This is a genomic window from Streptomyces sp. NPDC058295 (assembly GCF_042880655.1).
In the GTDB taxonomy this organism is placed as follows: domain Bacteria; phylum Actinomycetota; class Actinomycetes; order Streptomycetales; family Streptomycetaceae; genus Streptomyces; species Streptomyces coriariae.
Window position 1 is genome coordinate 60,331 of sequence record NZ_JBHVYO010000039.1, and the last position, 22,386, is coordinate 82,716.

At 72.3% G+C, this 22,386-nt stretch carries 23 protein-coding genes; 9 read left to right on the top strand and 14 right to left on the bottom strand.

The window, feature by feature from the left end:
* Positions 1–25 precede the first annotated feature (25 nt).
* The 3 genes from ACFVYS_RS32840 (at position 26) to ACFVYS_RS32850 (ending at position 3,526) form a co-directional block, all read left to right on the top strand.
* Positions 26–2,380: a histidine kinase gene (locus tag ACFVYS_RS32840; RefSeq protein WP_389508002.1), complete on the top strand. Its 2,355-nt coding sequence runs from the start codon at positions 26–28 to the stop codon at positions 2,378–2,380.
* On the top strand, positions 2,377–3,060 hold the full coding sequence (locus tag ACFVYS_RS32845; protein WP_389508003.1) for a response regulator: 684 nt from the start codon (positions 2,377–2,379) through the stop codon (positions 3,058–3,060). The genes ACFVYS_RS32840 and ACFVYS_RS32845 overlap by 4 nt, the downstream gene beginning before the upstream one ends.
* A 115-nt stretch (positions 3,061–3,175) precedes the next feature.
* The gene (locus ACFVYS_RS32850; protein ID WP_389508004.1) at positions 3,176–3,526 is read left to right on the top strand and encodes an SCO4225 family membrane protein; all 351 of its coding nucleotides are present in this window, start codon (positions 3,176–3,178) and stop codon (positions 3,524–3,526) included.
* A gap of 2 nt (positions 3,527–3,528) precedes the next feature.
* Here the strand turns inward: ACFVYS_RS32850 and ACFVYS_RS32855 are convergent, their stop codons facing one another.
* From ACFVYS_RS32855 to ACFVYS_RS32905, 11 genes are all read right to left on the bottom strand, one after another.
* Positions 3,529–3,879, bottom strand: a complete 351-nt coding sequence (locus ACFVYS_RS32855; RefSeq protein ID WP_389508005.1) for a MerR family transcriptional regulator — start codon at positions 3,877–3,879, stop codon at positions 3,529–3,531.
* A 474-nt stretch (positions 3,880–4,353) separates the two neighbouring features.
* A complete protein-coding gene (locus tag ACFVYS_RS32860) occupies positions 4,354–4,665 on the bottom strand; it encodes an SCO5918 family protein (protein WP_389508006.1) in 312 nt (103 codons plus the stop codon).
* A gap of 6 nt (positions 4,666–4,671) precedes the next feature.
* Positions 4,672–4,884, bottom strand: a complete 213-nt coding sequence (locus tag ACFVYS_RS32865; protein WP_389508008.1) for a CBS domain-containing protein — start codon at positions 4,882–4,884, stop codon at positions 4,672–4,674.
* A 130-nt stretch (positions 4,885–5,014) separates the two neighbouring features.
* Complete coding sequence (locus tag ACFVYS_RS32870; RefSeq protein WP_389508009.1) at positions 5,015–6,505, bottom strand: DEAD/DEAH box helicase; 1,491 nt, start codon at positions 6,503–6,505, stop codon at positions 5,015–5,017.
* Positions 6,506–6,720: 215 nt separating this feature from the next.
* A complete protein-coding gene (locus tag ACFVYS_RS32875; protein WP_020133169.1) occupies positions 6,721–6,924 on the bottom strand; it encodes a cold-shock protein in 204 nt (67 codons plus the stop codon).
* A gap of 330 nt (positions 6,925–7,254) precedes the next feature.
* Positions 7,255–8,241 (bottom strand): polysaccharide deacetylase family protein, encoded by a 987-nt coding sequence (locus tag ACFVYS_RS32880; RefSeq protein WP_389508011.1) that lies wholly within the window; start codon positions 8,239–8,241, stop codon positions 7,255–7,257.
* Positions 8,242–8,278: 37 nt separating this feature from the next.
* Entirely contained in the window at positions 8,279–9,256 is a 978-nt protein-coding gene (locus ACFVYS_RS32885) for a glycoside hydrolase family 11 protein (RefSeq protein WP_389508013.1), read from the bottom strand.
* A gap of 354 nt (positions 9,257–9,610) precedes the next feature.
* Positions 9,611–10,927 carry a sugar ABC transporter permease gene (locus ACFVYS_RS32890; RefSeq protein ID WP_389508015.1) on the bottom strand — a complete coding sequence of 439 codons (1,317 nt, stop codon included), beginning with the start codon at positions 10,925–10,927 and terminating at the stop codon, positions 9,611–9,613.
* Positions 10,918–11,697, bottom strand: a complete 780-nt coding sequence (locus tag ACFVYS_RS32895; protein WP_389508017.1) for an ATP-binding cassette domain-containing protein — start codon at positions 11,695–11,697, stop codon at positions 10,918–10,920. Before ACFVYS_RS32895 ends, ACFVYS_RS32890 begins: the two co-directional genes overlap by 10 nt.
* 33 nt (positions 11,698–11,730) lie before the next feature.
* On the bottom strand, positions 11,731–12,846 hold the full coding sequence (locus ACFVYS_RS32900) for a sugar ABC transporter substrate-binding protein (protein ID WP_389508019.1): 1,116 nt from the start codon (positions 12,844–12,846) through the stop codon (positions 11,731–11,733).
* A 73-nt stretch (positions 12,847–12,919) separates the two neighbouring features.
* Positions 12,920–13,387: a DUF5990 family protein gene (locus tag ACFVYS_RS32905; RefSeq protein WP_389508021.1), complete on the bottom strand. Its 468-nt coding sequence runs from the start codon at positions 13,385–13,387 to the stop codon at positions 12,920–12,922.
* 132 nt (positions 13,388–13,519) lie between these two features.
* Here ACFVYS_RS32905 and ACFVYS_RS32910 point away from each other — a divergent pair, with 132 nt between their 5' ends.
* Positions 13,520–14,374, top strand: a complete 855-nt coding sequence (locus ACFVYS_RS32910; RefSeq protein WP_389508023.1) for a polysaccharide deacetylase family protein — start codon at positions 13,520–13,522, stop codon at positions 14,372–14,374.
* A 38-nt stretch (positions 14,375–14,412) separates the two neighbouring features.
* Here the strand turns inward: ACFVYS_RS32910 and ACFVYS_RS32915 are convergent, their stop codons facing one another.
* The gene (locus ACFVYS_RS32915) at positions 14,413–14,736 is read right to left on the bottom strand and encodes a hypothetical protein (RefSeq protein ID WP_389508025.1); all 324 of its coding nucleotides are present in this window, start codon (positions 14,734–14,736) and stop codon (positions 14,413–14,415) included.
* A 213-nt stretch (positions 14,737–14,949) separates the two neighbouring features.
* On the opposite strand from ACFVYS_RS32915, the gene ACFVYS_RS32920 reads away from it, so the two are divergent.
* A complete protein-coding gene (locus tag ACFVYS_RS32920; protein WP_389508027.1) occupies positions 14,950–15,606 on the top strand; it encodes a response regulator in 657 nt (218 codons plus the stop codon).
* On the opposite strand, the gene ACFVYS_RS32925 is transcribed toward ACFVYS_RS32920, so the two are convergent.
* Positions 15,561–16,262: a response regulator transcription factor gene (locus ACFVYS_RS32925; RefSeq protein ID WP_389508029.1), complete on the bottom strand. Its 702-nt coding sequence runs from the start codon at positions 16,260–16,262 to the stop codon at positions 15,561–15,563. The genes ACFVYS_RS32920 and ACFVYS_RS32925 overlap by 46 nt on opposite strands.
* Before the next feature lie 59 nt (positions 16,263–16,321).
* Positions 16,322–17,647: a sensor histidine kinase gene (locus ACFVYS_RS32930; protein ID WP_389508031.1), complete on the bottom strand. Its 1,326-nt coding sequence runs from the start codon at positions 17,645–17,647 to the stop codon at positions 16,322–16,324.
* A 245-nt stretch (positions 17,648–17,892) separates the two neighbouring features.
* Here ACFVYS_RS32930 and ACFVYS_RS32935 point away from each other — a divergent pair, with 245 nt between their 5' ends.
* From ACFVYS_RS32935 to ACFVYS_RS32950, 4 genes are all read left to right on the top strand, one after another.
* On the top strand, positions 17,893–18,102 hold the full coding sequence (locus ACFVYS_RS32935; RefSeq protein ID WP_389508033.1) for a hypothetical protein: 210 nt from the start codon (positions 17,893–17,895) through the stop codon (positions 18,100–18,102).
* Positions 18,099–18,818 (top strand): ABC transporter ATP-binding protein, encoded by a 720-nt coding sequence (locus ACFVYS_RS32940; RefSeq protein WP_389508035.1) that lies wholly within the window; start codon positions 18,099–18,101, stop codon positions 18,816–18,818. The genes ACFVYS_RS32935 and ACFVYS_RS32940 overlap by 4 nt, the downstream gene beginning before the upstream one ends.
* A 3-nt stretch (positions 18,819–18,821) precedes the next feature.
* Positions 18,822–21,356 (top strand): FtsX-like permease family protein, encoded by a 2,535-nt coding sequence (locus tag ACFVYS_RS32945; protein ID WP_389508037.1) that lies wholly within the window; start codon positions 18,822–18,824, stop codon positions 21,354–21,356.
* A 364-nt stretch (positions 21,357–21,720) separates the two neighbouring features.
* A complete protein-coding gene (locus ACFVYS_RS32950) occupies positions 21,721–22,299 on the top strand; it encodes a lamin tail domain-containing protein (RefSeq protein ID WP_389508039.1) in 579 nt (192 codons plus the stop codon).
* The last annotated feature ends 87 nt before the right edge of the window (positions 22,300–22,386 follow it).

A 22,386-nucleotide genomic window follows, 5' to 3' on the forward strand; every position in this document is an offset into this window, starting at 1 on the left:
ACCTGCGGCCTAGCCTGGACCGGCCATGAATCGAACCGACGACCGGTTGCTCCCGGTCCTGCTGATCTGCGCCCAGGCCGCCGTGTGGCCGGGCGCGGAGCTGGTGCGCGGGGCCGTGCCGCCCGCGTCCGCCCTGCTCGTGGCGGCTCTGGTGGCCGGTCCGGTGACGGCCGCGCTCGCCCTGCGCCGCGCCCGCCCGGTGGCGGCCCTCGTCGTGGTCGCCGCGGCCTGCGCGCTGGGTGCGGGGCCGCTGCCCACCGGGGCGATGGCGGTACTCGGGACCGCGGGGGTCGCGCTGGCCCTGTTCACCGTGGCGACCGAACGCGACACCTTCACCACCGTGCTGTGCGGGACGGCACTCGCCGTCTGGCAGCTGCTGCAGAACATCAGCCTGCACGGGATCGGTGACCGCGACGGCCTCGACCTCGTCCTGACCGCGATGCTGTACGCGGCCGCGTGCGGCGCCGGACTGCTGGTGCGGCGGACCCGACGCGCCCGCCGGGCGGCCGAACGGACCCTGAACCGGGCCGAGGCCGAACGGCACCGGCTCCCGGAGGCCGAACGGCGCCGTATGGAACGGGAGTTGCACGACGTCAGCGCCCACCATCTGACGGCCGTCGTGGTCACGGCGGGAGCGGCCCTCGGGCTGCGCGACCGTCGTCCCGAACTCGCCGACGAGGCGCTGGAGTTCGCGGCCGAGACCGGCCGGGAGGTCAGCCGGGCGCTCGGCGCGGTGCGGGCGCCGACACCCTCTCGGGAGGAACTGCCGTCGCCGGAGGAACGGTTGCGGGCCCTGGTGGAGGGGTTCCGTCGACTGGATCTGCCGGTCGACTGCGAGATCGACGCCCTGCCGGACGGCGTGGTCGCGGACGCGGCGTACGGGATCGTGCGTGAGGCGCTGACCAACGTGGCACGGCACGCACCCGGAGCGCGCACGACCGTGCGGTGCCGGTACGGCGACACCCGCACGGAGGTCGTGGTCACGAGCGCGGCACCGACGGCCGGTTCGGCGGCGCACGGGGCGGACCTGGGGGGCGGCCGCGGCCAGGGCTTCCTGCGGTCCCGGGCCCGGGAGGCGGGCGGCGGCCTGACCAGCGGCCCGACGGCGGAGAACGGCTGGGAGGTCCGTGCGGTGCTGCCCGGCCGGGCCGCCGCCCCGGCGGAACGGTCGGTGCCGCGGAAGTACCGCGTGGCGCAGCTGACGGCCGCCGCCGGTCTCGTCCTCCAGCCCCTGCTTCCCGTCCTGGTCGTGCACGCGCAGCCCACGCCGACCGGGACACAGGTGTCCGCCGGTGTGCTCTTCGCCCTGTTGGCGGCGGCACAGACGGTCGCGCTGCTGTGGCTGCGCCGGGCGCCCCGCACCGCCCAGGGCGTTCTGCTCGCGCTGGCCCCGCTGTGGCCGGTGGCGATGGCCGCGGGCGACTACACCGGCCCGCTCGTCCTGCCCCCGGTGCTGAGCATCCTCGCCACCTGCGCGGCGATCGCGGCGGACGCGGCGCGTACGGGGGCGCGGGTGCCGGTCCCGGCCGCGGATGCGTCCGGTGCGGCAGCCGTCCCGCCTCCCGCGGTCCGGGCCTGGCTGCTTCCGGCGGCGGCCGTGGTCGTGCACGCGGCGGCCGCGGTGGTCGCCGTTCTGGACCGGGGGACGACGGTGCCCCTCTGGGCGGTGGTCGGCTGGGCGGTGGCCGGGGCGTCCCTGGCGGTCGGGGCGGCCCGTCGGGGCGGGACCCTGCGGGCGCGGCGCGAGCTGGCCGCCCGCGGCAGCCGGGACGAGCGCCTCGCCGCCTGGACCGAGGAGGCCGTCCGGGACGCGTGGGCCGAACGCCGTCGGATCGCCACCGGGCTGGAGACCACCGTGCTGGCGCGCACCGCCGACATGGTCACCGAGGCGGAGGCGGGCCGGCTCGACGCGACCGCCGAACGTGCCCGCGAGGCCCTGGCCGCGATGCGCGCCCTGCTCGACACGGTCCGGCAGGGGGCGACGGGGCCCGAACTGCGGCCACAGCCCACCCTCCAGGCGCTCGATCTGCTCGCCCGCCAGTGCCGGGCCACCGGCCGCGACGTCGAGATACGGTTGACCGACCGGGTGCCGGAGCGGCTGCCCACGGCGGTCGACCTGGCCGCCTACCATGCCGCCGAGACGGTGCTGGCGGCCGGCGGCGAGGAGCCCGCGGTGCTCGAACTCGACGCGGACGGCGCTATGTTGACCCTCACGGCCACCGGTGTGCCGCGCGCCGCCCGCCCCGCGGTACGGGAGCGGCTGGCGGCCCGGGTCGCGGCACTCGGCGGCACCCTGACCACCGGCCGGCCGGACACGGTCGGTCTCCGGTTGCCACTCGCGCCGGTTCCGCAGCAGGGCGACGGGGAGAGGGAGCGATGAGCCTCAGGGTGCTGGTCGTCGACGACCAGGGCATCGTACGGGCGGGTTTCGCCGCCGTGATCGACGCCGAGGAGGACCTGACGGTCGTGGGCGAGGCCGCCGACGGCGTCGCCGCGGTGCGTCTCGCCGAGGAGCTGGCGCCGGACGTGGTCGTCATGGACGTCCGGATGCCCGAACTGGACGGCATTGCCGCCACCCGGATCATCACCGGCCGGGAGAACGCGCCCCGGGTCCTGGTGCTGACCACCTTCGACCTCGACGCGTACGTCTTCGACGCGCTGCGCGCCGGCGCCTCCGGGTTCCTGCTGAAGGACGTGCACCCCGCCGAACTGCTGCACGGCATCCGGGTGGTGGCGGCCGGTGAGAGCGTGCTCGCCCCCTCCGCCACCCGCCGTCTCATCGGCCACTACGCGTCCGGAGCGGGCCCCGGGCAGCCGGCGGGAGGCGGCTCCCGCGAGCTGGAAAGCCTGACCGCCCGCGAACGGTACGTCCTGACACTGATCGCGACGGGGCTCACCAACGCGGAGGTCGCCGAGGAGCTCGGGATCACCGTGGGCACCGTCAAGTCCCATGTGAACGCGCTGCTGCGCAAGCTGGGTCTGCGCGACCGGGTACAGGCGACGATCCTCGCGTACGACCTCGGCCTCGCCCGTCCGAACCCGCCCGGCACCCACCTCTGACGGCACCCCACCGGCCCCGGCGCCCCCGTCCGCCCGATGCCCCGTCCGTTCGACGCCCCGTCCGTCCGACGCCCCCGACCACCGCGACGATCAACGCAACCGAGGAGTCCACCCCGTGACCGGTACCGGTTCCGGCCGAACCTTTCCACGACGTCCGCGTCTGCGGCTGTTCCACCGTGTGGGCCAGGCCCTCGGTGATGTCTTCGCCCTGGTCTACCTGGCGCTCTGCGCGGGCCTGCTGGTGTGGGCGATCGTGGTGAGCGCCGTCGACAGCTCGGACGAGTCCATGGCGGGTGTCATCCCGCTGTTCGCCTCCGCTCCGGCCAGCTTCGTGTTGATCGTGCTGCCGGACGGCATCGCGATGTTCGTCCTCGCCGTCGTGTTCGGGGCGCTGGTCAACGCCACGGTCATCGGCTGGTGCGCCCGCGCCCTGCGCCGCGGCGAGCGCCCGGATCCGACACCCTGAACTCAGCTGGAGCTGGAGCTGGAACTGTCGGACGTGTCGTTCGCGGCGCGGCGGTACGCGGCGTTGATGCGCTGAGCCTCCTCGAGCTGGTCCTCGAGGATGACGATGCGGCACGCGGCCTCGATCGGGGTGCCCTTGTCGACGAGCTCGCGGGCGCGGGCGGCGACCCGGAGCTGGTAGCGGGAGTAGCGGCGGTGTCCGCCCTCCGAGCGCAGGGGCGTGATCAGCCGGGCCTCGCCGATGGCGCGGAGGAAGCCCGGAGTGGTGCCGAGCATCTCTGCGGCCCGACCCATCGTGTACGCGGGATAGTCGTCGTCTTCCAGACGACCACCGAGCGGGGTATCTGCTGTCATTTCACCTCGTTGAGCAACGCGTCGAGGGGCCCTGGTGCCGTACGGCACCAGGGCCCCGAGGGAAATTCAACACCATCGGCCGGCTGTAGTGCTGTGCCGACCTTCTGTTTTCGCTACCCGGGCCCGTCGTAGGGGCGGGGGCGCTTGGATCGCGGCTGCGTGACCGGGGACCACCTTCCCATCCATGGCCTTGCGGTACCCGGACCCGGAGGCTTCCTCGGGCCGGGCGATCCTGATGGCGTATGCGTTTCCGTCCTTCCTCTGAACCGACCAGTGCCTGGTCGTGCGTACGCAAGAAACGTTACCCAAGCCGCATGCCAATGTCTACTCTGTCAAGAGTAGATTTCAGATCTCCGAGGGTGTAGATACCTCTCGCGCTCGCACAACGCAGTGAGGGCCCTGCCGACGTGTGTCGGCAGGGCCCTCACTGTGCTTCCGGGGTGCTTCCGGAGTACTTCCGGGTTTTTCGGCCCGTCAGTCCTGCCAGGTCCCGGGCGCGCCGAGCAGCGCCGAGGCGCTCTGGAGCGGCGTCAGGACCTGTACGGGTTCGGCGGGGTGGTCGTGGCAGGTGAAGCCGAGGCGGACCATGGCCCGGACGACCTCGCCACTGGTGAAGTCACGGCGGTCCTGGCGGGTGATGATCTCCCCCACCTGCTTGACGGGGTAGCGGCGGCGGCCGATGGTCACGGACTCACCCGTGACGGGCTCGGCCGCGATGCCCTTCATCGAGTCCATGACGCCGTCCTTGGTGAGGTCGAACGGGTACCGGGCGATGACACAGCGCATGTTGCCTCACAGAGAGAAGGAGCAGGGCCTCGAAGAGAGCCGGACCGGGGTGTCGAGCACGTCCCGCAGGCGGAGCCGGTCCGTGTACGTCGCCCCGGCGCGCAGGACGGCAAGCTGGGCGTGGGTGACCGAGCCCGTGCACTGGTCGTCGCCGTCGCAGAGGATCAGCTGGTCGACCTGGGCACCGGCCATGACGGACAGGGCCACCTCGACGGTCATGTCGTCACGGACCCGCGGTCCGGAATCGTCGTGATGCCACCGCGTCCGTACCGGGTGCGTCTGGACCGATGTCACTGGTGCCTCCTGCGGAGATGGGGGAGCCTTCCGGCCGCGTGAACCGGGTCCGGCATCAGGCCGCCGGGTTGACGGCGGGCCGGTTCCGGCTCGGCCGCCCGCGGCGGCCCCGGGACGAGGAGGACCGGGACGAGGAGGACGCGGACGAGGGCGACGCGGACGACTGCGTGCGGCGACGAGGCGTGGCGGCGACCGGCGCGGTGATGACGACCGGGACACCGGAGGGGGTCCGGGCGCCGGTGACACGGCTGAGCTCCGCCTCACCCGAGCGGACCTGGGTGACCTCCGGGGTGATGCCGGCCGAGACCATCAGCCGGCTCATGCCGCGCCGCTGGTCGGGGGTCACCAGGGTGACGACGCTGCCGGACTCGCCGGCGCGTGCCGTACGGCCGCCGCGGTGCAGGTAGTCCTTGGGGTCGCTCGGCGGATCCACGTTGACGACCAGGTCGAGGTTGTCGACGTGGATGCCGCGGGCCGCGACGTTGGTCGCCACCAGCACCGTGACGTGGCCGTCCTTGAACTGGGCGAGGGTCCGGGTGCGCTGCGGCTGGGACTTGCCGCCGTGCAGGGACGCGGCGCGGACGCCGTTGTGCAGCAGGTGCTTGGTCAGCTGGTCGACCGCGTGCTTGGTGTCCAGGAACATGATCACCCGGCCGTCCCGTGCCGCGATTTCGGTGGTCGCCTGCTGCTTGTCCGTGCCGTGCACGTGGAGGACGTGGTGCTCCATCGTGGTGACGGCACCCGCGACCGGGTCCACGGAGTGGACCACCGGGTCGACCAGGTACCGGCGGACCAACAGGTCCACGTTGCGGTCCAGGGTGGCCGAGAAGAGCATCCGCTGGCCGTCGGCCCGCACCTGGTCGAGCAGCGCGGTGACCTGGGGCATGAAGCCCATGTCGGCCATCTGGTCGGCCTCGTCGAGGACCGTGATGTCGACGGCGTCCAGTCGGCAGGCGCCCCGGTCGATCAGGTCCTTGAGCCGGCCCGGGGTGGCCACGACGACCTCCGCGCCGTTGCGCAGCGCGCCGGCCTGCCGGCCGATCGACATCCCGCCGACCACGGTGGCCAGTCGCAGCCCCACGGATCGGGCGTACGGGGCAAGCGCGTCGGTGACCTGCTGGGCGAGTTCGCGGGTGGGCACGAGGACCAGCGCGAGCGGCTGTCGCGGTTCGGCGCGTCGGCCCGCCGTACGGGCGAGCACCGCGAGACCGAAGGCGAGGGTCTTGCCCGAGCCGGTGCGGCCGCGGCCGAGCACGTCGCGGCCGGCCAGCGAGTTCGGCAGGGTCGCGGCCTGGATCGGGAACGGTATGGCCACGCCCTGGTGACCCAGCGCGGCGAGCAGCCCCTCCGGCATGGCCAGCTCGGCGAACGCCTCGACGGCGGGCAGCGCCGGAGTGATCGTCTTCGGCGGCGCGAACTCGCCCTGGGGCGAGATCCGTCGGCGTCCGCCGTCGTTGCCGCGGCGGGGAGCGCCGGAGCGGTCGGGCCGGGAGCGGTGATCGGCGAAGCGATCGTTCCTGCGGGTGTGCGTGCGTGCGTAGTTCATGGGACCTTCCTTGATGCGTCGGCGCGTATCAAGGAATTCCCGCGGCACTGGTGCGGCGCTGAGAATCGCGAGAACGGGCCAAAGGCGATGCGTCGAATCGGGTCGACGACGAAAAATGCGCCGCGGGTTTTATCCGCGTGAAAGCAGCAAGCTGGGGCCCGCACCCCAAGGTGCGGGCCCCAGCTGCGAAATTATTGTGTCCGCGTCAGCGTGGGTCAGGCGGGGACGATGTTCTCGGCCGTCGGGCCCTTCTGGCCCTGGGCGATGTCGAACGTCACCTTCTGGCCCTCCTGGAGCTCGCGGAAGCCCTGGGCGGCGATGTTCGAGTAGTGGGCGAAGACGTCGGGGCCGCCGCCGTCCTGCTCGATGAAGCCGAAGCCCTTTTCAGCGTTGAACCACTTCACGGTGCCAGCAGCCATTTTGAATCTCCTTCGGGAACGGTGTCGGAATCCACCCTGTGCGGATCCCGGTCGCCGTGATGATCACCCCGTCGGAAAAAACCTTCTGGAGACCACAACTGCAACTGCTAAAGACAGTAGCATGCCGCGATCGACGTTGCGTGACCGATAATTACGCTCCGTCTGTCGGCCGAGAAATACTCATCGCGTGTCCCGTCCATTTCTCACTTTGCGACAACAGATAATGCCTCACCGGCAACGCCGGGCCGTGCTGTGGCGCGGCGGCCGGGGGTCGCCGCGCCATGGGTGCGGTGTTACGGGTGCGGTGTGCGGTGTGACGTGCCGGCCGGGTCAGGTCGCGGTGCAGGTGACCGTCGGCCAGGTCCAGGAGCCGTTGGTCTGGACGGTGACCCCCCAGTTGTTGCCACTGCCGTTGGGCTTGGCGGTGAGCACCTGGGTGCTGGGGTAGGTGGCGCTGATGTTCCAGGTGGCGATGATCTTCTCGGGGGAGGGGACGTTCATCGTGACGGTCCAGTTGCTGGAGCCGGTGACCGCGACGTTGAGGTTGTAGCGGTCGCTCCACTGCTGTCCGGCGGTCAGGGTCGCGGTACAGCCGCCGGTGCCGCCGCCGCCACCGCCGCTGTCGTCGGGGGCCACGGCCCGCCCGGTCTGCGCGGAGATCTTGCCGGCGCACAGGCCGCGCGCGGCCAGACCCTGCGCGATGCGCGGGATCGCGGCGAGGGTGTTGGCGGGCCAGTCGTGCATGAGGATGACCTGGCCGTTGGTGAGCCGGCCGGCGGCCTGCACGATCGCGTCGGTGCTCGCGTTGTTCCAGTCCTGCGAGTCGACGTCCCAGATGATCTCGGTCAGTCCGTACTTGGCCTCGACCGCTTTCAGGGTCGCGTTGGTCTCGCCGTAGGGCGGGCGGAACAGCACCGGGGTGCCGCCGCCCGCTCCGGAGACGGCCGCTTGGGTCCGGGAGATCTCCGAGTCGATCTGCGACTGGCCGAGCTGGGTCAGATGCGGGTGGGTGTAGCTGTGGTTGCCGACCCACATGCCGGCGTTCACCTGGGCCCGGACCAGGGACGGGTTGGCGGCGGCGTACTGGCCCTGGTTGAACATCGTGGCCCGCAGCCCGTTCTGGGTGAGGGCGTTGAGCAGGGCCGTCGTGGTGCCGCCCGGGCCGTCGTCGAAGGTGAGCCCGACGTACCCGTTGCAGGTGGCGGCCTGTGCCGGGGCGGCGGCGCCCTGGACGGTGAGGGTGCACGCGGCGGCCGTCGTGACGACGACCAGCCTCGTGACCAGGGCGCGTGAGGAGAGATGTGGTCTGGTGCTCATGCGGGGTGGTCCTCCAGCCTGGTGCGGGGTGTGGGGGTCAGCTCGCGGTGCAGGAGACCGTCGGCCAGCTCCAGTTGCCGTTGGGCTGGACGGTGACGCCGAAGTTGTTGCCGCTGCCGTTGGGTTTGGCGGTCAGCACCTGGGCGCTGGGGTAACTGGCGCTGGTGTTCCAGGTGGAGAGGACCTTCGCCGGGGAGGGGACGTTCATCGTGACGGTCCAGTTGCTGGAGCCGGTGACCGCGACATTGAGGTTGTACCGGTCGCTCCATTGCTGGCCCGCCGACAGGGTCGCGCTGCAGCCGCTGCTCCCGCCGCCGGTGCCGCCGCCCGAACCGGTGCCGTCCACCGTGATGTTGGAGTTGCCGCTGCTCTGGTATCCCTCGGTGGCGAGGATCATGTAGTAGTTGAAGCTGCCCAGGGTCATTCCGGCGCGGGCCCAGGCGTCGAAGTGGTTGCCGGTGGTGATGGTGCCGCCCGTCCGCTTCGACTGCCGGACGCTCCAGTACTGGTCGAAGGTCTTGGTGCCCTCGACGGACGGGGCGTTGTAGCGCGTCGTCTTGTAGATGTCGTAGGTGCCGCCGTCGCTGGTGACGGTGCCCATGTGGGTGCCCGTGGGCCGGTAGGTGCCCCAGTTGTCGACGATGTAGTACTCGACGAGCGGGTTCGACGTCCACCCGTAGAGGGCCAGGTAGGCGTTGCCGGACGGGTTGAAGGTGCCCGAGTAGGTGACGCTCCGGCGGCCACCGTTGCTCCAGCCCTTGCCGGCGACGAAGTTCCCGGTGTTGCTCCAGGAGGTGCTGTAGTTGCCGCCGGAGCCCAGGTTCATGGAGACCGTGCCCTGCGAGTCCGTCCAGAACGAGTAGTAGTACCCGTTGTTGGTGCCGGTCTGGTTCGTGGTGACGACCGTGTCGGCGTGCGCGGTGCCGGGCAGGGTGAGCGCGGCCACGGCGACCAGCAGCATGGTGCAGACACCGCTGATGAGCAGCCTGAGTCGCTGTGCGGGTGCGGTTTTCATGTGCGTGCTTCCTCCTCGTCCTCATACGGCCGATGACGGCGCCAGTGTTGGCCGGGGCACGACAACTGTCAATACTTTCGGTTTTCACTTCGAAACATTCGAAGCGCAAAAATGGTGCCCCTGTGATTGTCTTTGCTGCTCAGTAGCTGTATCTGCTCGAATTCATCAATTCACCGGAGCAAGATCGGTAAAGGCAAGATCAAGAGACGTCGGGTCAATTCTTCGAATGTTTCGAAACTTCGCCGATCTTTCCAGACCCTTCCGATGCCCGGAAGCGGAGCGGTCGGAGGCCGGGTGGAGGCTACGCTCGCCCCTGTGTTCGAGGCGATGACGGCATCGCCGTCATCACGGCCTTCAGAACCGTCCGCGCGACTCCGCGGAGCGCCGCGTCAGCGAGTCGAAGACGACCGCGGTGAACAGGACCCCGCCCGTGATCATGAACTGCACCGGGGGCTCGACCCCCAGCAGTGCCATGCCCGAGCCGATCGACTGGATGATGAGCACCCCCAGCAGCGCGGACCAGGTCGAGCCGCGTCCGCCGAACAGGCTGGTGCCGCCGATGACGGCCGCGGCGATGGCGTTGATCAGCAGCACACCGGAGCCGGAGATCTGACTCGCCGAGGTGAGCCGCGACGTGATGAACAGGCCGCCGACCGCGGCCAGGGTCCCCGACACCATGAACACCGAGATCCGCACGCGCGCCACGTCGACGCCGGACCGGCGGGCCGCCTCCGCCCCGCCGCCCAGCGCGAGGACCTGCCGGCCGTAGGGCGTGCGGCGCAGCAGGAGGTCCGAGGCGACGACGACCGCCAGGAAGATCAGCAGCGCCAGCGGCAGCCCCTCGAACCGGCCCAGCACGTAGACGACGGAGAACGAGACCAGCGCGAGCAGGGCCGTACGCGCCCAGATCCCGCCCATCGGCCGGCACGGCATCCCGGCGGCGGCGCGGCGCCCGCGGTCGTGGAGGGAGACGAGGAGGTACGCGGCCGTGCAGAGCGCCGCCAGCCCGTAGACGGCGACGGCGGAGTCGAAGTAGCGGCTGGTCAGGGTGGCGACCAGCCCGTCCTCGCTGAAGGTGATGGAGCTGTCGGGACCCAGCAGGTAGAGCATCACGCCGTTCCAGACCAGCAGGCCGGCGAGGGTCACGACGAACGCGGGTACGCCGATCCTGGCGAAGGAGAACCCGTGGACGGCCCCGGCGGCCGTGCCGCACAGCACCGCGACGAGCACGGCGAGCCACTCCGGCATCCCGAGGTTCACGTTCAGGGACGCGAACACGGCGCCCGCCAGGCCGGCGAGCGAGCCCACCGCCAGGTCGATCTCGCCGATCAGCAGGACGAAGACGATGCCGACGGCGACCATGCCGGTCCCGACGATGTCCACGCTGAGGACGGACAGGTTGCGCGGCGAGAGGAAGTTGTCGTTGAGGGCCTGGAAGACGATCCAGGTCACGGCGAGGGCGAGCAGGACCGGGACGGGGCCGGTCCCCCTTTCCCGCAGCCTGCGGCGCACCGCTTCGGCGGGCGCTCCGAGAGGTCCGGCAGGCGCTCCGAGGCGACCGGCGTACGCCCCGAGGCGTCCGGCGTGGCCCCGGTGGCCGTCGTCCTCCCCCTCGGTGGCGGGCGGGGCATCGGTGGCGCGGGTCCGGTTCCTCCTCCCCCTCAGGGCCATGCTTCCTCCGGGCGGCTCGTGCGGTGCGCCACGGCGTTGTCCGACGCGCCCGTGATCGAGGAGATGATCTGTTCCTGGGAGGTGGTGTTCACGTCGAAGAAGCCGTTGTTGCGGCCGAGGCGCAGGACGGCGACCCGGTCGGCGACGGCCTTGATGTCCCCCATGTTGTGGCTGATGAGGAGCACCCCGAGGCCCTGGTCGCGCAGCTCCTCGATGAGGTCCAGGAGCTGGCTGGTCTGCTCGATGCCCAGGGAGGCGGTGGGCTCGTCGAGCAGGACGAGCCGGGGCTCGCCGAGGAACGAGCGGGTGATCGCGACGACCTGCCGCTGGCCGCCGGACAGCGTGGCGAGCGGCACGCGCACGTCGGGGATGCGGATGGACAGGGTCTTGAGCAGCTCACGGGTGCGGCGCTCCATCTCCACCTCGTCGAGGATGCCGAGCCGGTGGATCTCCCGGCCGAGGAAGAGGTTGGCGACGACATCGAGATTGCCGCACATCGCGAGGTCCTGGTAGACGGTCGCGATCCCCAGCACCTGGGCGTCCTGGGGACGCCTGATCTGGACGGCACCGCCCTGCCACTCGATGAGGCCCTTGTCCGCGGGCCCGACTCCCGAGATCACCTTGACCAGGGTGGACTTGCCGGCGGCGTTGTCGCCCATCAGGGCGACCACCTCCCCGGCCCTGATCTCCAGCTCGACGTCCTCCAGCGCCTGGACGGCGGCGAACCGCTTGGAGACACCGCGCAACGCCAGCAGGGGCTGAGCCGCCACGGGGTCACCTCCTTCCGCTTCGGGGAAGACGCGTCAAGTGAGTCCGGCCTGGTCGCAGGCGGACCTGAGCTCGGGGGTACAGATCTGGTCGATGGTGTACATACCGTCCTTGACCACAGTGTCCTTGATGTTGCCGACGGTCACCGGGACCGAGGGGAGCAGAACCGCCGGGATGTCCTCGGTGGTGGCGTTGTCGACGGTGCCCGAGGCGAGGGAGTCCACCGACTCGCCGCGCCCCAGGGCGACGGCCATCTTCGCGGCGGCGCCGGCCGCGGGCCCGAACGGCTTGTAGACGGTCATGTACTGGTCGCCCCGGACGATGCGCCGCACGCCCGCGAGGTCGGCGTCCTGACCGGTGATCGGGGGCAGCGGTCTGACCTCGGCGGCGTTGAGGGCGGCGACCACGGCTCCGGCGAGGCTGTCGTTGGCAGCCAGGACGCCGTCGATGTCGTCCGCGCCCAGGGCGGCGATGGCGTTCTTCATGTTCACGAAGGCGTTCTCCGGGCGCCAGCCGACGGTGTCGTACGACTTGCCGATCTCGACCTTGCCCTCGAGGACGGAGAGCGCGCCCCGCTTGAACCAGCCGGCGTTGGGGTCGGTCGTGGCGCCGTTCATCATGACGATCCGGTCGCCGCGCGCCTCGCCGTCCATGGCCTTCAGCAGGGCCTCGCCCTGGAGCCTGCCGACCGTCGCGCCGTCGAAGGTGACGTAACCGGAGATCGGGCCCTGGGCGAGCCGGTCGTAGGCGACGACCGGGATGTCGGCCCGGTGGGCGGCCTCGACCGACGGGCGCAGCAGCTGGGGGTCGACGGCGGCGAGGATCAGGACGTCGATCCGTCGCGTGATCATGGACTCGATCTGCTGCCGCTGGACGGCCGGGTCGGACGTGGCGGCGACGGTCGGCGCCGGGCAGTCCGGGCAGAGCCGCTTCAGCTGCTGCACGAGCAGGGGCCGGTCGAACTGTCCGAAACGCGAGGCCCCGCCCCCCGGGAGCAGCACCCCGACGGCGAGACCTCCGTCGCCGTCGTCGTCTCCGTCGCCTCCGCCGCAGGCCCCGCCCAGGGCCAGACCGGCGGCGGCCGCGACCGCCACGGACGCGCGGGTGAGGGACCTGCGCTTCAAGGCCCGAAGGCCGGCACCGAGACCCATCTTCGGTTCCTTAGGACATTTGTCCGCCATTGCCCCGCAATAGGCGCTTAACGCCAAGCGTAGCGATGCCGCTCTACTCGGCGCGTTCGGCGGTCCAGGTGATGCGCGGGGGCTCGACGCGGGCGCAGAGGGGTCCGCCCTGCGCGTCGGTCAGCCCGAGGCGTCCGACCAGCAGTCCGTCCCGCGCGGCGGCGGCGAGCACGTCGGCGGGGACGGCGTCGAGCATGAGCTTGGCGCGGCGGAACATCGTGAAGACGCCCGCCTCGTCGACCGTGCCCCACGACAGGTAGACGAACCGCCGGCCCAGACGGTCCTGGACATAGGGCCCTCTGACCTCGATGCCGGTCGCCGAGGCGCTGGTGGTGCACTCCAGCGTCCAGGTCGCGGACGGCGCGTCGCCGGGCTGCGGTTCGAGCAGTTCGGCCGGACGGTCGCGGCGCTGCACGGCGACGTGCAGGTTGCCGTACGCGGGGACCCTCCCGTCGGCGGAGGCCGGTCCGGTGAGGCCGGGCAGGTCGACGGCGTCGATGCGGATGCGCATGCCGGCCATCATCCCGTGTCCGCCCGCGCCGGGAGCCGCGGCACCCGGTCCGCTCCGGGGCGGAACCTCGGACGTCCGTTCGACATCAAGCAGTGGACGGGCGAGGCGTACGGACGACATGGGGTGCACACGATGGACAGGCGGATCAGAGGGGCGGCGCTGGCCTGCGTCCTTCTCGCGACGAGCGTGGCGACGGGCTGCACGGCCGAGACCCCGGCGGAGTCCCGCCGTCCCGCCGAGCCGTCCCGCTCCGCACCGCCCGCCCAGGCGCCCGGCGGCGAGGCGGGCGCGCGTGCGGGCGTCGAGGCCGCGTACGCCAAGTGGGGCATCGAGCCGCTGGCCGCCCCGCCCGCCCCGCCCGACGCCAAGCCGGTCGGGCTGCCGGCCGCCGGCGGCCGGGTGCCGGTGATCAGTGAGATACCCACCCAGGAGAAGATCGTCTTTCTCACCTTCGACGACGGGGCGGAGAAGGACCCGGAGTTCGTGACGATGATGCGGGAGCTGAAGATCCCCTTCACGATGTTCCTGACGGACTCCGCCATCCGCGCCGACTACGGCTATTTCGGCAAGCTCCAGGCCCTCGGCGACGGCGTCCAGAACCACACGCTGAACCACCCGAACCTCCGCACCCTGGACGCGGCCGCGCAGAAGCAGGAGATCTGCGGCCAGCAGACCAAGCTGAAGGATCGATACGGCACCCTGCCGCGCCTGTTCCGGCCGCCCTACGGCAACTGGAACGAGGACACCCGGGCCGCCGCCGCGTCCTGCGGTGTCGAGGCGATCGTCCTGTGGCGCGAGTCCATGCAGATCAAGAACATGCAGTACCAGCGCGGCGACAAGAAGCTCCACCCGGGCGACATAGTGCTGGCCCACTTCCGCGGGCCGTCCGAGCTCAAGGGCACGACCATGACCGAGATGACCGCCAACCTGCTGCGGCACATCCAGGAACAGGGCTTCACGGTCGGCCGCCTCGAGGACTACCTCTAGGCCGGGTCCGCGAGGTCCCGCCCGGCGCGCGATCCCGCTCAGGCCGTTGCACGGGAGGACGGGGAGCCGTCGGTAACGCGGTCCTCGTCCTCGGCGCGCCCGCGGCCGTCCCCGCCGACGAAGAAGCTCAACGCGGCCGTGAGGGTGCCGATGACGGCGAGCCGCACGACCCACGGGGCGACGCCGCTGTCCCCGACGGTGGAGCTGAGGTAGCGCGTGCCGAGCAGGACGTGGCTCAGGGGCAGGGAGACGGCGCCGGTCAGCAGGTAGACCCACAGCGGGGGTTCGTTGGAGGCGGTGAGGACCGAGGCCGCGACGATCACGACCACGCTGAGTACGACGGTGAGCGAGGTGATGTCCATGGCCTTCAGCATTCCGTCGGCCGGACGGCGAATCGTCGGCGCGGCGGAGGAACGGAGCCTCTACCGCAGGGTAGAGACGACCCGCCGGGGAAGGTTCTGCCGCGTTCGAACCGGCCGGTACGGTGAGGGCGTCGCTGCCGCTGCCGCTGCCGCTGCCGGCCGGACCGGGTCCGGCCCCGGACCAGGAGGTGTGTCCCCGTCGCCCTACGCGTGATGGTCGTCGACGACCAGGCAGTGGTCCGTGCCGGGTTCGCCGCCATCGTCGACGCCGAACCCGACCTGACCGTGGTCGGCGAGGCCGGGGACGGCGCGAGCGCCGTGGAACTCGCCGGCCGCGAGGCACCCGACCTGGTCCTGATGGACATCCGGATGCCCGGCATGGACGGCCTGACCGCCACCCGTCTCATCACCGCGCCGGAGTCGGGACCCCGCGTCCTGGTGCTCACCACCTTCGACCTCGACGCCTATGTGTACGAGGCGCTGCGCGCCGGCGCCTCGGGCTTCCTGCTCAAGGACGCCCAGCCGGAGGAACTCCTGACCGCGCTGCGTGTCGTCGCGTCCGGCGACGGGATCCTCGCCCCGGCCGTCACCCGCCGTCTGATCGACACCTTCGCCCAGGGCGCGCCCCCGCCGCCCGTCGTCACCGGCGCCCTCGGCGGCATCACCCCACGCGAACGGGAAGTGCTGCTGCACATCGCCTCGGGCCTGGCCAACGCGGAGATCGCGGCCGCCCTGGGCGTCACCACCGGAACGGTCAAGACCCACGTCAACGCGCTGCTCACCAAGCTGGGGCTACGGGACCGGGTGCAGGCGACCATCCTGGCCTACGAGAGCGGGCTGATCCGGCCCCGTGGCGCACCGGCCGACTGACCTCCCGCGCCGACCGCCTCCAGATACCGCAGGACGGCCGCGACCCGCCGGTCCACCTGGTCCGTCGGGGCCAGGTCGAGCTTGGCGAAGATGCTGCGGATGTGTTTGTGGACGGCGCCGTCCGTGACGACGAGCCGCTCGGCGACGGCCGAGTTGCCCAACCCCTCGGCCATCAGGGCCAGCACGTCCCGCTCACGGGGGCTGAGCCGCTCCAGCCGGGTGTCCTGGCGCGAGCGGGTGAACAACTGGGCGACGACCTCGGGGTCGATGGCGGTGCCGCCCGCCGCGACCCGCCGCAGCGCGTCCAGGAACTCCTCGACCCGGCCGACCCGCTCCTTGAGCAGATAGCCGAGCCCCTGCACACCGCCGCCGAGCAGTTCGGTGGCGAAGCTCTGCTCGACGTACGCGGACAGCACGAGCACGGCCAGACCGGGCCGCCGGCGCCGGGCCTCGACCGCCGCGACGATCCCCTCGTCGGTGTGGGTCGGCGGCATCCGGACGTCGAGGATGGCGACGTCCGGCTCGTGCACGTCGATGGCGTCCAGCGCCTCGTCGGCGGTGCCGGCGGTGGCCACCACGTCGAGGGACTCGGCGCGCAGCAGCAGGGCGAGCCCCTCGCGCAGCAACGGGTCGTCCTCGGCGATCACGATCCGCATCTCACGCTCCACAACTCATGCTCCACAACTCACATGCTCCACAGCTCACGATGCACGGCTCACGATCCACAGGGCAGGTCCACTTCCAGGACGGTCGGGCCGCCGGGCGGGCTCGCCAGCGAGAGGCGGCCGTCGTGCGCCGCGACCCGGCGGCGGATGCCGGTGAGTCCGGTCCCGCCGTCCGCTGCGGCGCCGCCCCGGCCGTCGTCCTCGACGCGGAGCAGGAGGCGGCCGTCCCGCCCGCGGGCCGTGACGACGGCGTGTCCGGCGCCGCTGTGCTTGGCGATGTTGGTCAGGGCCTCGGCGACCACGAAGTAGGCGCTCGCCTCGACGGAGGCGGCACAGCGTTCGGGCACGTCCACGTCGATCCGGCAGGGCACCGCGCAGTCCGCGGCGAGACCGGAGAGGGCGCCCGCGAGCCCCCGGTCGGCCAGCACCGGCGGCAGGATGCCGCGCGCGACCGTACGCAGTTCGGCCAGCGCCTGTTCGGCCGCGGACTGGGCGCGCTCCAGGAGCTCGTCGGCGCCGGCCGGGTCACGGGCCACCATCCGGCGGGCCGCCCCGACCAGCACGGTGACGGAGACCAGCCGGTTCTGGGCGCCGTCGTGCAGGGAGCGCTCGATGCGGCGCAGTTCGGTGGCGTGGGCGTCGAGGGCGGCGGCGCGGGTGGCGGTGAGTTCGGCGACCCGGAGCGACAGATCCGTTTCCGGACCGGCCGCGAGGAGCCCGCGTCCAGGCCGGGCCTGGAGCCGGGCCATACCGGGGGCCAGCCCCAGGATGATGGCGATCCAGCCCACGCCCAGCAGCGCCACGGCGAGGGCGGCCGGCCAGGAGTGCGCGCTGCCGACCGCCAGGGAGGTGGCGGTCGCGCCCTTGGGCAGGAACGTCCAGTACAGCGGGAAGGTGGTGTCGCGCACGGCGGCGATCGGCAGGTAGACGCCGAGCAGCCCGAGCGGGATCCCCAGCGTGGCGTGCCGGACCAGCCAGCGCAGTTCGCGGCGGGTGGTGGCGTCGACGAGGGCGAGCCGCAGCCGGGTGGGCGGGGGCTGCGGGGCCACGACCTCGGGGCCCCAGCGGCCGAGCCGGTCGCGTTCCCGGCCGGCCACGGCATGCAGGGCGCGCAGCAGGACGGGCACCGTCAGCAGTCCCACCCCGACCACGCTCGTCACGGCGGTGACGGCCAGCCAGAGCAGGACGAGCAGGGCGAGCATTGCCGTGTTCAGCCCGGAGGCGAGCTGGGCGATCGCGGCGCCCGCGGCACCGAGGGTGCGGACGACGATGTCCTTGAGACTCTCGTCCCCGAGGCCCACCGACCGGTCGGCGGCAACCGGGTCGGCAACCGGGTCGGCAACCGGGTCGACCGCCGCGTCCCGCTGGACCGCCATCGCGCCCTCCCTCCTGCTCCGCGTCCCGTTTCCTGTTTCCCGCGTCCCGTTTCCCGCGTCCCGAACGACCTTATGCCGCAGGCTGGTTCGCCGTCATGCGTGTGCCGCGCGTGGGGTGGGCGGCGGGAGAGGTACAGCCTGCTGTACCTCGAACCGGGCGGGCTGCGGGATCGGCCGCGAGGGGTGCCGATCCATAGCGTCGGTGACGACAGCACGAACGGCACAGGACCCGGGAGAAGGCCCCCATGACGAAGACGACGACCACCGATCCGGAGCGGCTGACCCGTGGGGAGATCGCCCGCACGCTGCTCTGGGCCGTGGTGGTGACCAGCGCGGTCACCAACATGGCGGCCTCCTTCGGCGGGGCCGACACCTGGGTGCACCTGGTCTGCGGCGCGATCACCGTCCTGTGCGCGGGCACCCTCGTCGTACGCAACGTGCGGGGCCGTCGATGACCGCCGCCATCGCCCTGACCGGCGTCAGCAAGGCCTACCCGGGCGGCGTACGGGCCCTGGACGACGTGTCGTTGACCGTGGAACGCGGCACCTTCCTCGCCGTGATGGGGCCGTCGGGCTCCGGCAAGAGCACGCTGATGCACTGTGCCGCCGGGCTGGACTCCCCGACCTCGGGCAGCGTCCGCATCGACGGCCACGAGATCGCCGGGCTGAACGAGACCCGGCGCACCGAACTGCGCCGGGAACGCGTCGGCTTCGTGTTCCAGGCGTACAACCTGATCCCCTCGCTCAGCATCGAGGACAACATCACGCTGCCACTGCGGCTGGCGGGACGCCGCCCGGACCACGACTGGCTGCGGACGCTGGTGGAACGGGTCGGACTGGCCGACCGGCTGACCCACCGCCCCGCCGAACTCTCCGGCGGTCAGCAGCAACGTGCGGCCGTGGTGCGGGCGTTGGTGACCAGGCCGGCCGTCGTGTTCGCCGACGAGCCGACCGGCGCGCTCGACCTGCGCAGCGCCCACGAGGTCCTTGACCTGCTGCGCGACCTGGTCGCCGACCTGAGCCAGACGGTGGTGATGGTCACCCACGATCCCGCCGCCGCGGCCCGCGCGCACCACGTCCTGGTGATGGCCGACGGCCGGGTGGTCGAGGCCGTCGAGGCGCCGACCGCCCCCGAACTGGCAGGCCGCCTCGTCGCGTTGGGAGAGGTCTGAGTCATGTTCCGTCTCGCGATACGGATGGTCGGACACCGGATCACCGCGCTGATCGCCGTGGCCTGCGCGGTCCTCGGCGGTGCGGCACTGGTCACCGCCACCGGCGTGCTGGCCGAGTCCGGCCTCCGTTCCCATCTGCCGGCCGGCCGGCTCGACGGCGCCGACGTCGTGGTCACGGCCGACCAGGAGTTCCGTCCGCCCGGTGACCTGCCGCTCGCGCTCCCGGAGCGGCGCAGGATCCCGTCCCGCCTGGTCGGCCAACTGGCCGGGCTGCCCGGTGTCACGGCGGCGGTGGGCGACCTCAGCTTCCCCGCGGCGCTCCTCGACGCCCGCGGCCAGGTCGTACCGGTCCAGAACCCCCAGGCGGCGGGGCACGGCTGGTCCTCGACGAAGCTGGCGAAGCCGCCGGCCGGCGCGCATCCCGACGGCGGCGCGCCGACCGGTTCCGGCGAGGTCGCCGTGGACAGCGCCACCGCCGCCGCGGCGGGGATCGAGGCGGGCGACAGCGTGCGGGTCGTCGTCGACGGCCGGCCCGCCGCCGGCTACCGCGTCTCGGCGGTCGTCGGCACGCCTGATGCGGGCCTCTTCTTCGCCGACGCGACTGCCGCCCGCCTGGCCGGTCACGCGGACCGCGTCGACCTGGTGGGTCTGCGCACCGAGCCCGGCGCCGAGCGGCGCGTCGCCGCCGAGGTCCGGACGAGGCTGCAGGGCACCGGGCTGCTGACCGTCACCGGAGCCGACCGGGGCGACACGGCCGCACCCGGCGCCGGCGCGTCCCGCTCGCTGCTGGTCCTCCTCGCCGGTTCGCTCTCCGGGATCGTCCTGCTGATCACCGGGTTCGTGATGGCGAGCGCGCTGGCCGTGTCGATCGGCGGACAGCGCCGCGACCTGGCGCTGATGCGGGCCGTCGGCGCGACCCCGAAGCAGATCCGCCGCCTGGCCGCCGCCCAGTCCACCGTCGTTGCGGCCGTGGCCCTGGTGCCCGGCGTGGGACTCGGCTATGTGCTGGCCGGGCAGTTCCGGCGACTGCTCGCGGACCGCGCGGTCGTGCCGTCCGAACTCCCCCTGACCTACAGCCCGTTGCCCGCGCTCGCGGCGATCCTCCTGCTGGTCCTGGCGGTCCAGGTGTCGGCCCGCTGCTCGGCCTGGCGCACCTCGCGGATGCCGGCCACCGAAGCGGTCGCGGAATCGCGCAGCGAGCCGCGCGAGCCGTCGCGGACCCGGACACGCGTCGGTGTGCTGGTCATCGTCGCGGCGAGCGTCATGTCGGCGCTGCCGCTCTTCTCCCGCACGGTCATCGGCGCGACGGCCACGTCCATCGCGGGCATCCTCGGGGCGATCGGCCTGGCGCTGGCCGGCCCGGCGCTGGTCCGGGGTGTCGGCGGCGCCGCGGCCCGGGTGACGGGGGCGGGTGCCTCCGCCCCCACCTGGCTGGCGATGGCCAACCTGCGCGCGTACGCCCTGCGCAACGCGGGGATCGTCAGCACCCTGGCCATGGCGGTCGTGTTCGTGCTGACGTACACCCTCACCCAGACCACCGTGCTGGCCGCCACCGCCGACGACACCCGCACCGCCACCCTCGCCCAGCAGCGCCTGACCGCTCCCGGCCTGGGCGGACTGCCCACCGGCACGCTCGCCGCCGTACGGAACACGGCCGGCGTACGGGCCGCGGCCCCGGTCGGCACGACCACCGTGGTGTGGCAGTACCGGGAGTTCGGCGACACGGTGAGCGAGTCGGGTCCCGCGACGGTCCTCACCCCGGACGCCTCCGACGTCCTCGATCTCGACGTACGCGACGGCAGCCTGGGCCGCCTGCGCGGGGCCACCGTCGCCGTCAGCAGCGACGCCGCCCGCACCCGCTCCGCGACGGTGGGCCGCCGGGTGAGCCTGGTGCTGGGCGACGGCGCGCGGGTCGACGCCGAGGTGGTCGCCGTGTACGGCCGCGGCCTCGGCTTCGGCGCGGTGGTGCTCTCCCACGACCTGGCCGCCGGACACATCACGACGACGCTGGACCAGTCCCTGCTGATCCGTACGGACGGCACGGCGACGGCCCGGCAGAGCCTCACGGCCCTCGCGGCGTCCCGCCCCGGTTTGGCGCTCCAGCCCGCGAACCTGCCGGCCGCCGACGGCCTGGAGGACGCCCCGCCCGAGGTGTGGATCAACCTGGCCACCATCGTGGTCCTGCTCGTCTACCTGCTGCTCAGCATCGCCAACAAGCTCGTCGCGGCCACCGCCCAGCGCCGGGTCGAGCTGGGCGCCCTCCGGCTGAACGGCACCACGCCCCGGCAGATCCGGTCGATGATGCGCCGCGAGGCCGCGGTGACCGCCGCCACCGCACTCGTCACCGCCCTGCTGCTCTCCGCGCTCCCCCTCGCCCTGCTGGGCCAGGGCTTCCTCGGCCGCCCCTGGCCCGCGGGCCCCGTCTGGCTCCTGCCGGGCCTCGCCCTCATGGTCACCGTCACGGCCTTCCTCACCATCGAACTCCCCACCCGCCAGGCACTGCGCACCGCGCCGGCCGACGCCGTCCGCGCCCACTGAGCGACGGCACCCGGCGACGGGAGCGTGACAGCGGACAGTCGGCCGTTACTCACTTTCGGGTGACGGCCCGTCTCCCGGTGGGGTGGCGCGCCATGGCGTCCGGGCCGCAGAGGCCAACTCCCGCAAGGGGTCATCAGCTGTCGGAACGTCAACTTCAGTACTTAGTCACCTAAATGGACGTTGCAGCCGAGAGTCACAGAGATATGGACAACAGGTAACACACGCCACGTTTCCTACCCATCTCCCGCACTCCGTGGACAGAGTGTGTCTGCGGCCAGCCGACCGCACCCGCACATCGCACCAACCCCCACGGCGTCCGCAAGGGCCGCTGTGGGAGGGTGCCCGCACATCCCAGGGGAACTCTTTGTCCACTTCCGCTTCTGTCACCGCTCGTCGCCTGACCGCCGCCGCCCTCTCGGCCGGCGCCCTGGTCGGCGCGATGGCACTGCCGGCGTCCGCGTCCGACCACGCTCGTCCCGACCGCCCGGAGGTGCGGATCAGCGCCGTCCAGTACGACGCCCCGGGACGTGACGACCGCTCCCGGAGCTCGCTGAACAGGGAGTGGGTGGAACTCACCAACACCACGCGTCACACGGTCAACCTCGACGGCTGGACCCTCAGGAACGAGGACGGTCGCACCTACACCTTCCACCACTACCGCCTGGAGGGCCGCTCCACGGTCCGCGTCCACACCGGCGAGGGCCGCGACACCCGTCGGGACCTCTTCCAGGACCGTAACAAGGAGGTGTGGGACAACCGCTCCGACACCGCCACCCTGCGCAACGACCGCGGCCGCTTCGTGGACGACGAGTCCTGGGGCCGCGACCGCCACCACGGCGACAACCGCCACCACGGCGACAACCGCCACCACGGCGACAACCGCGGTCACGGCGACAACCGCGGTCACGGCGACGACCGCGGTCACGGCGACGGACGCCACTGACCGACCCGCACCCGGTGAGCCGGTGAACACCTGACTCGGCACACCGGCGCGCGACAGGCGGCGCGCCCAGGCCCTCCAGGGCCTGGG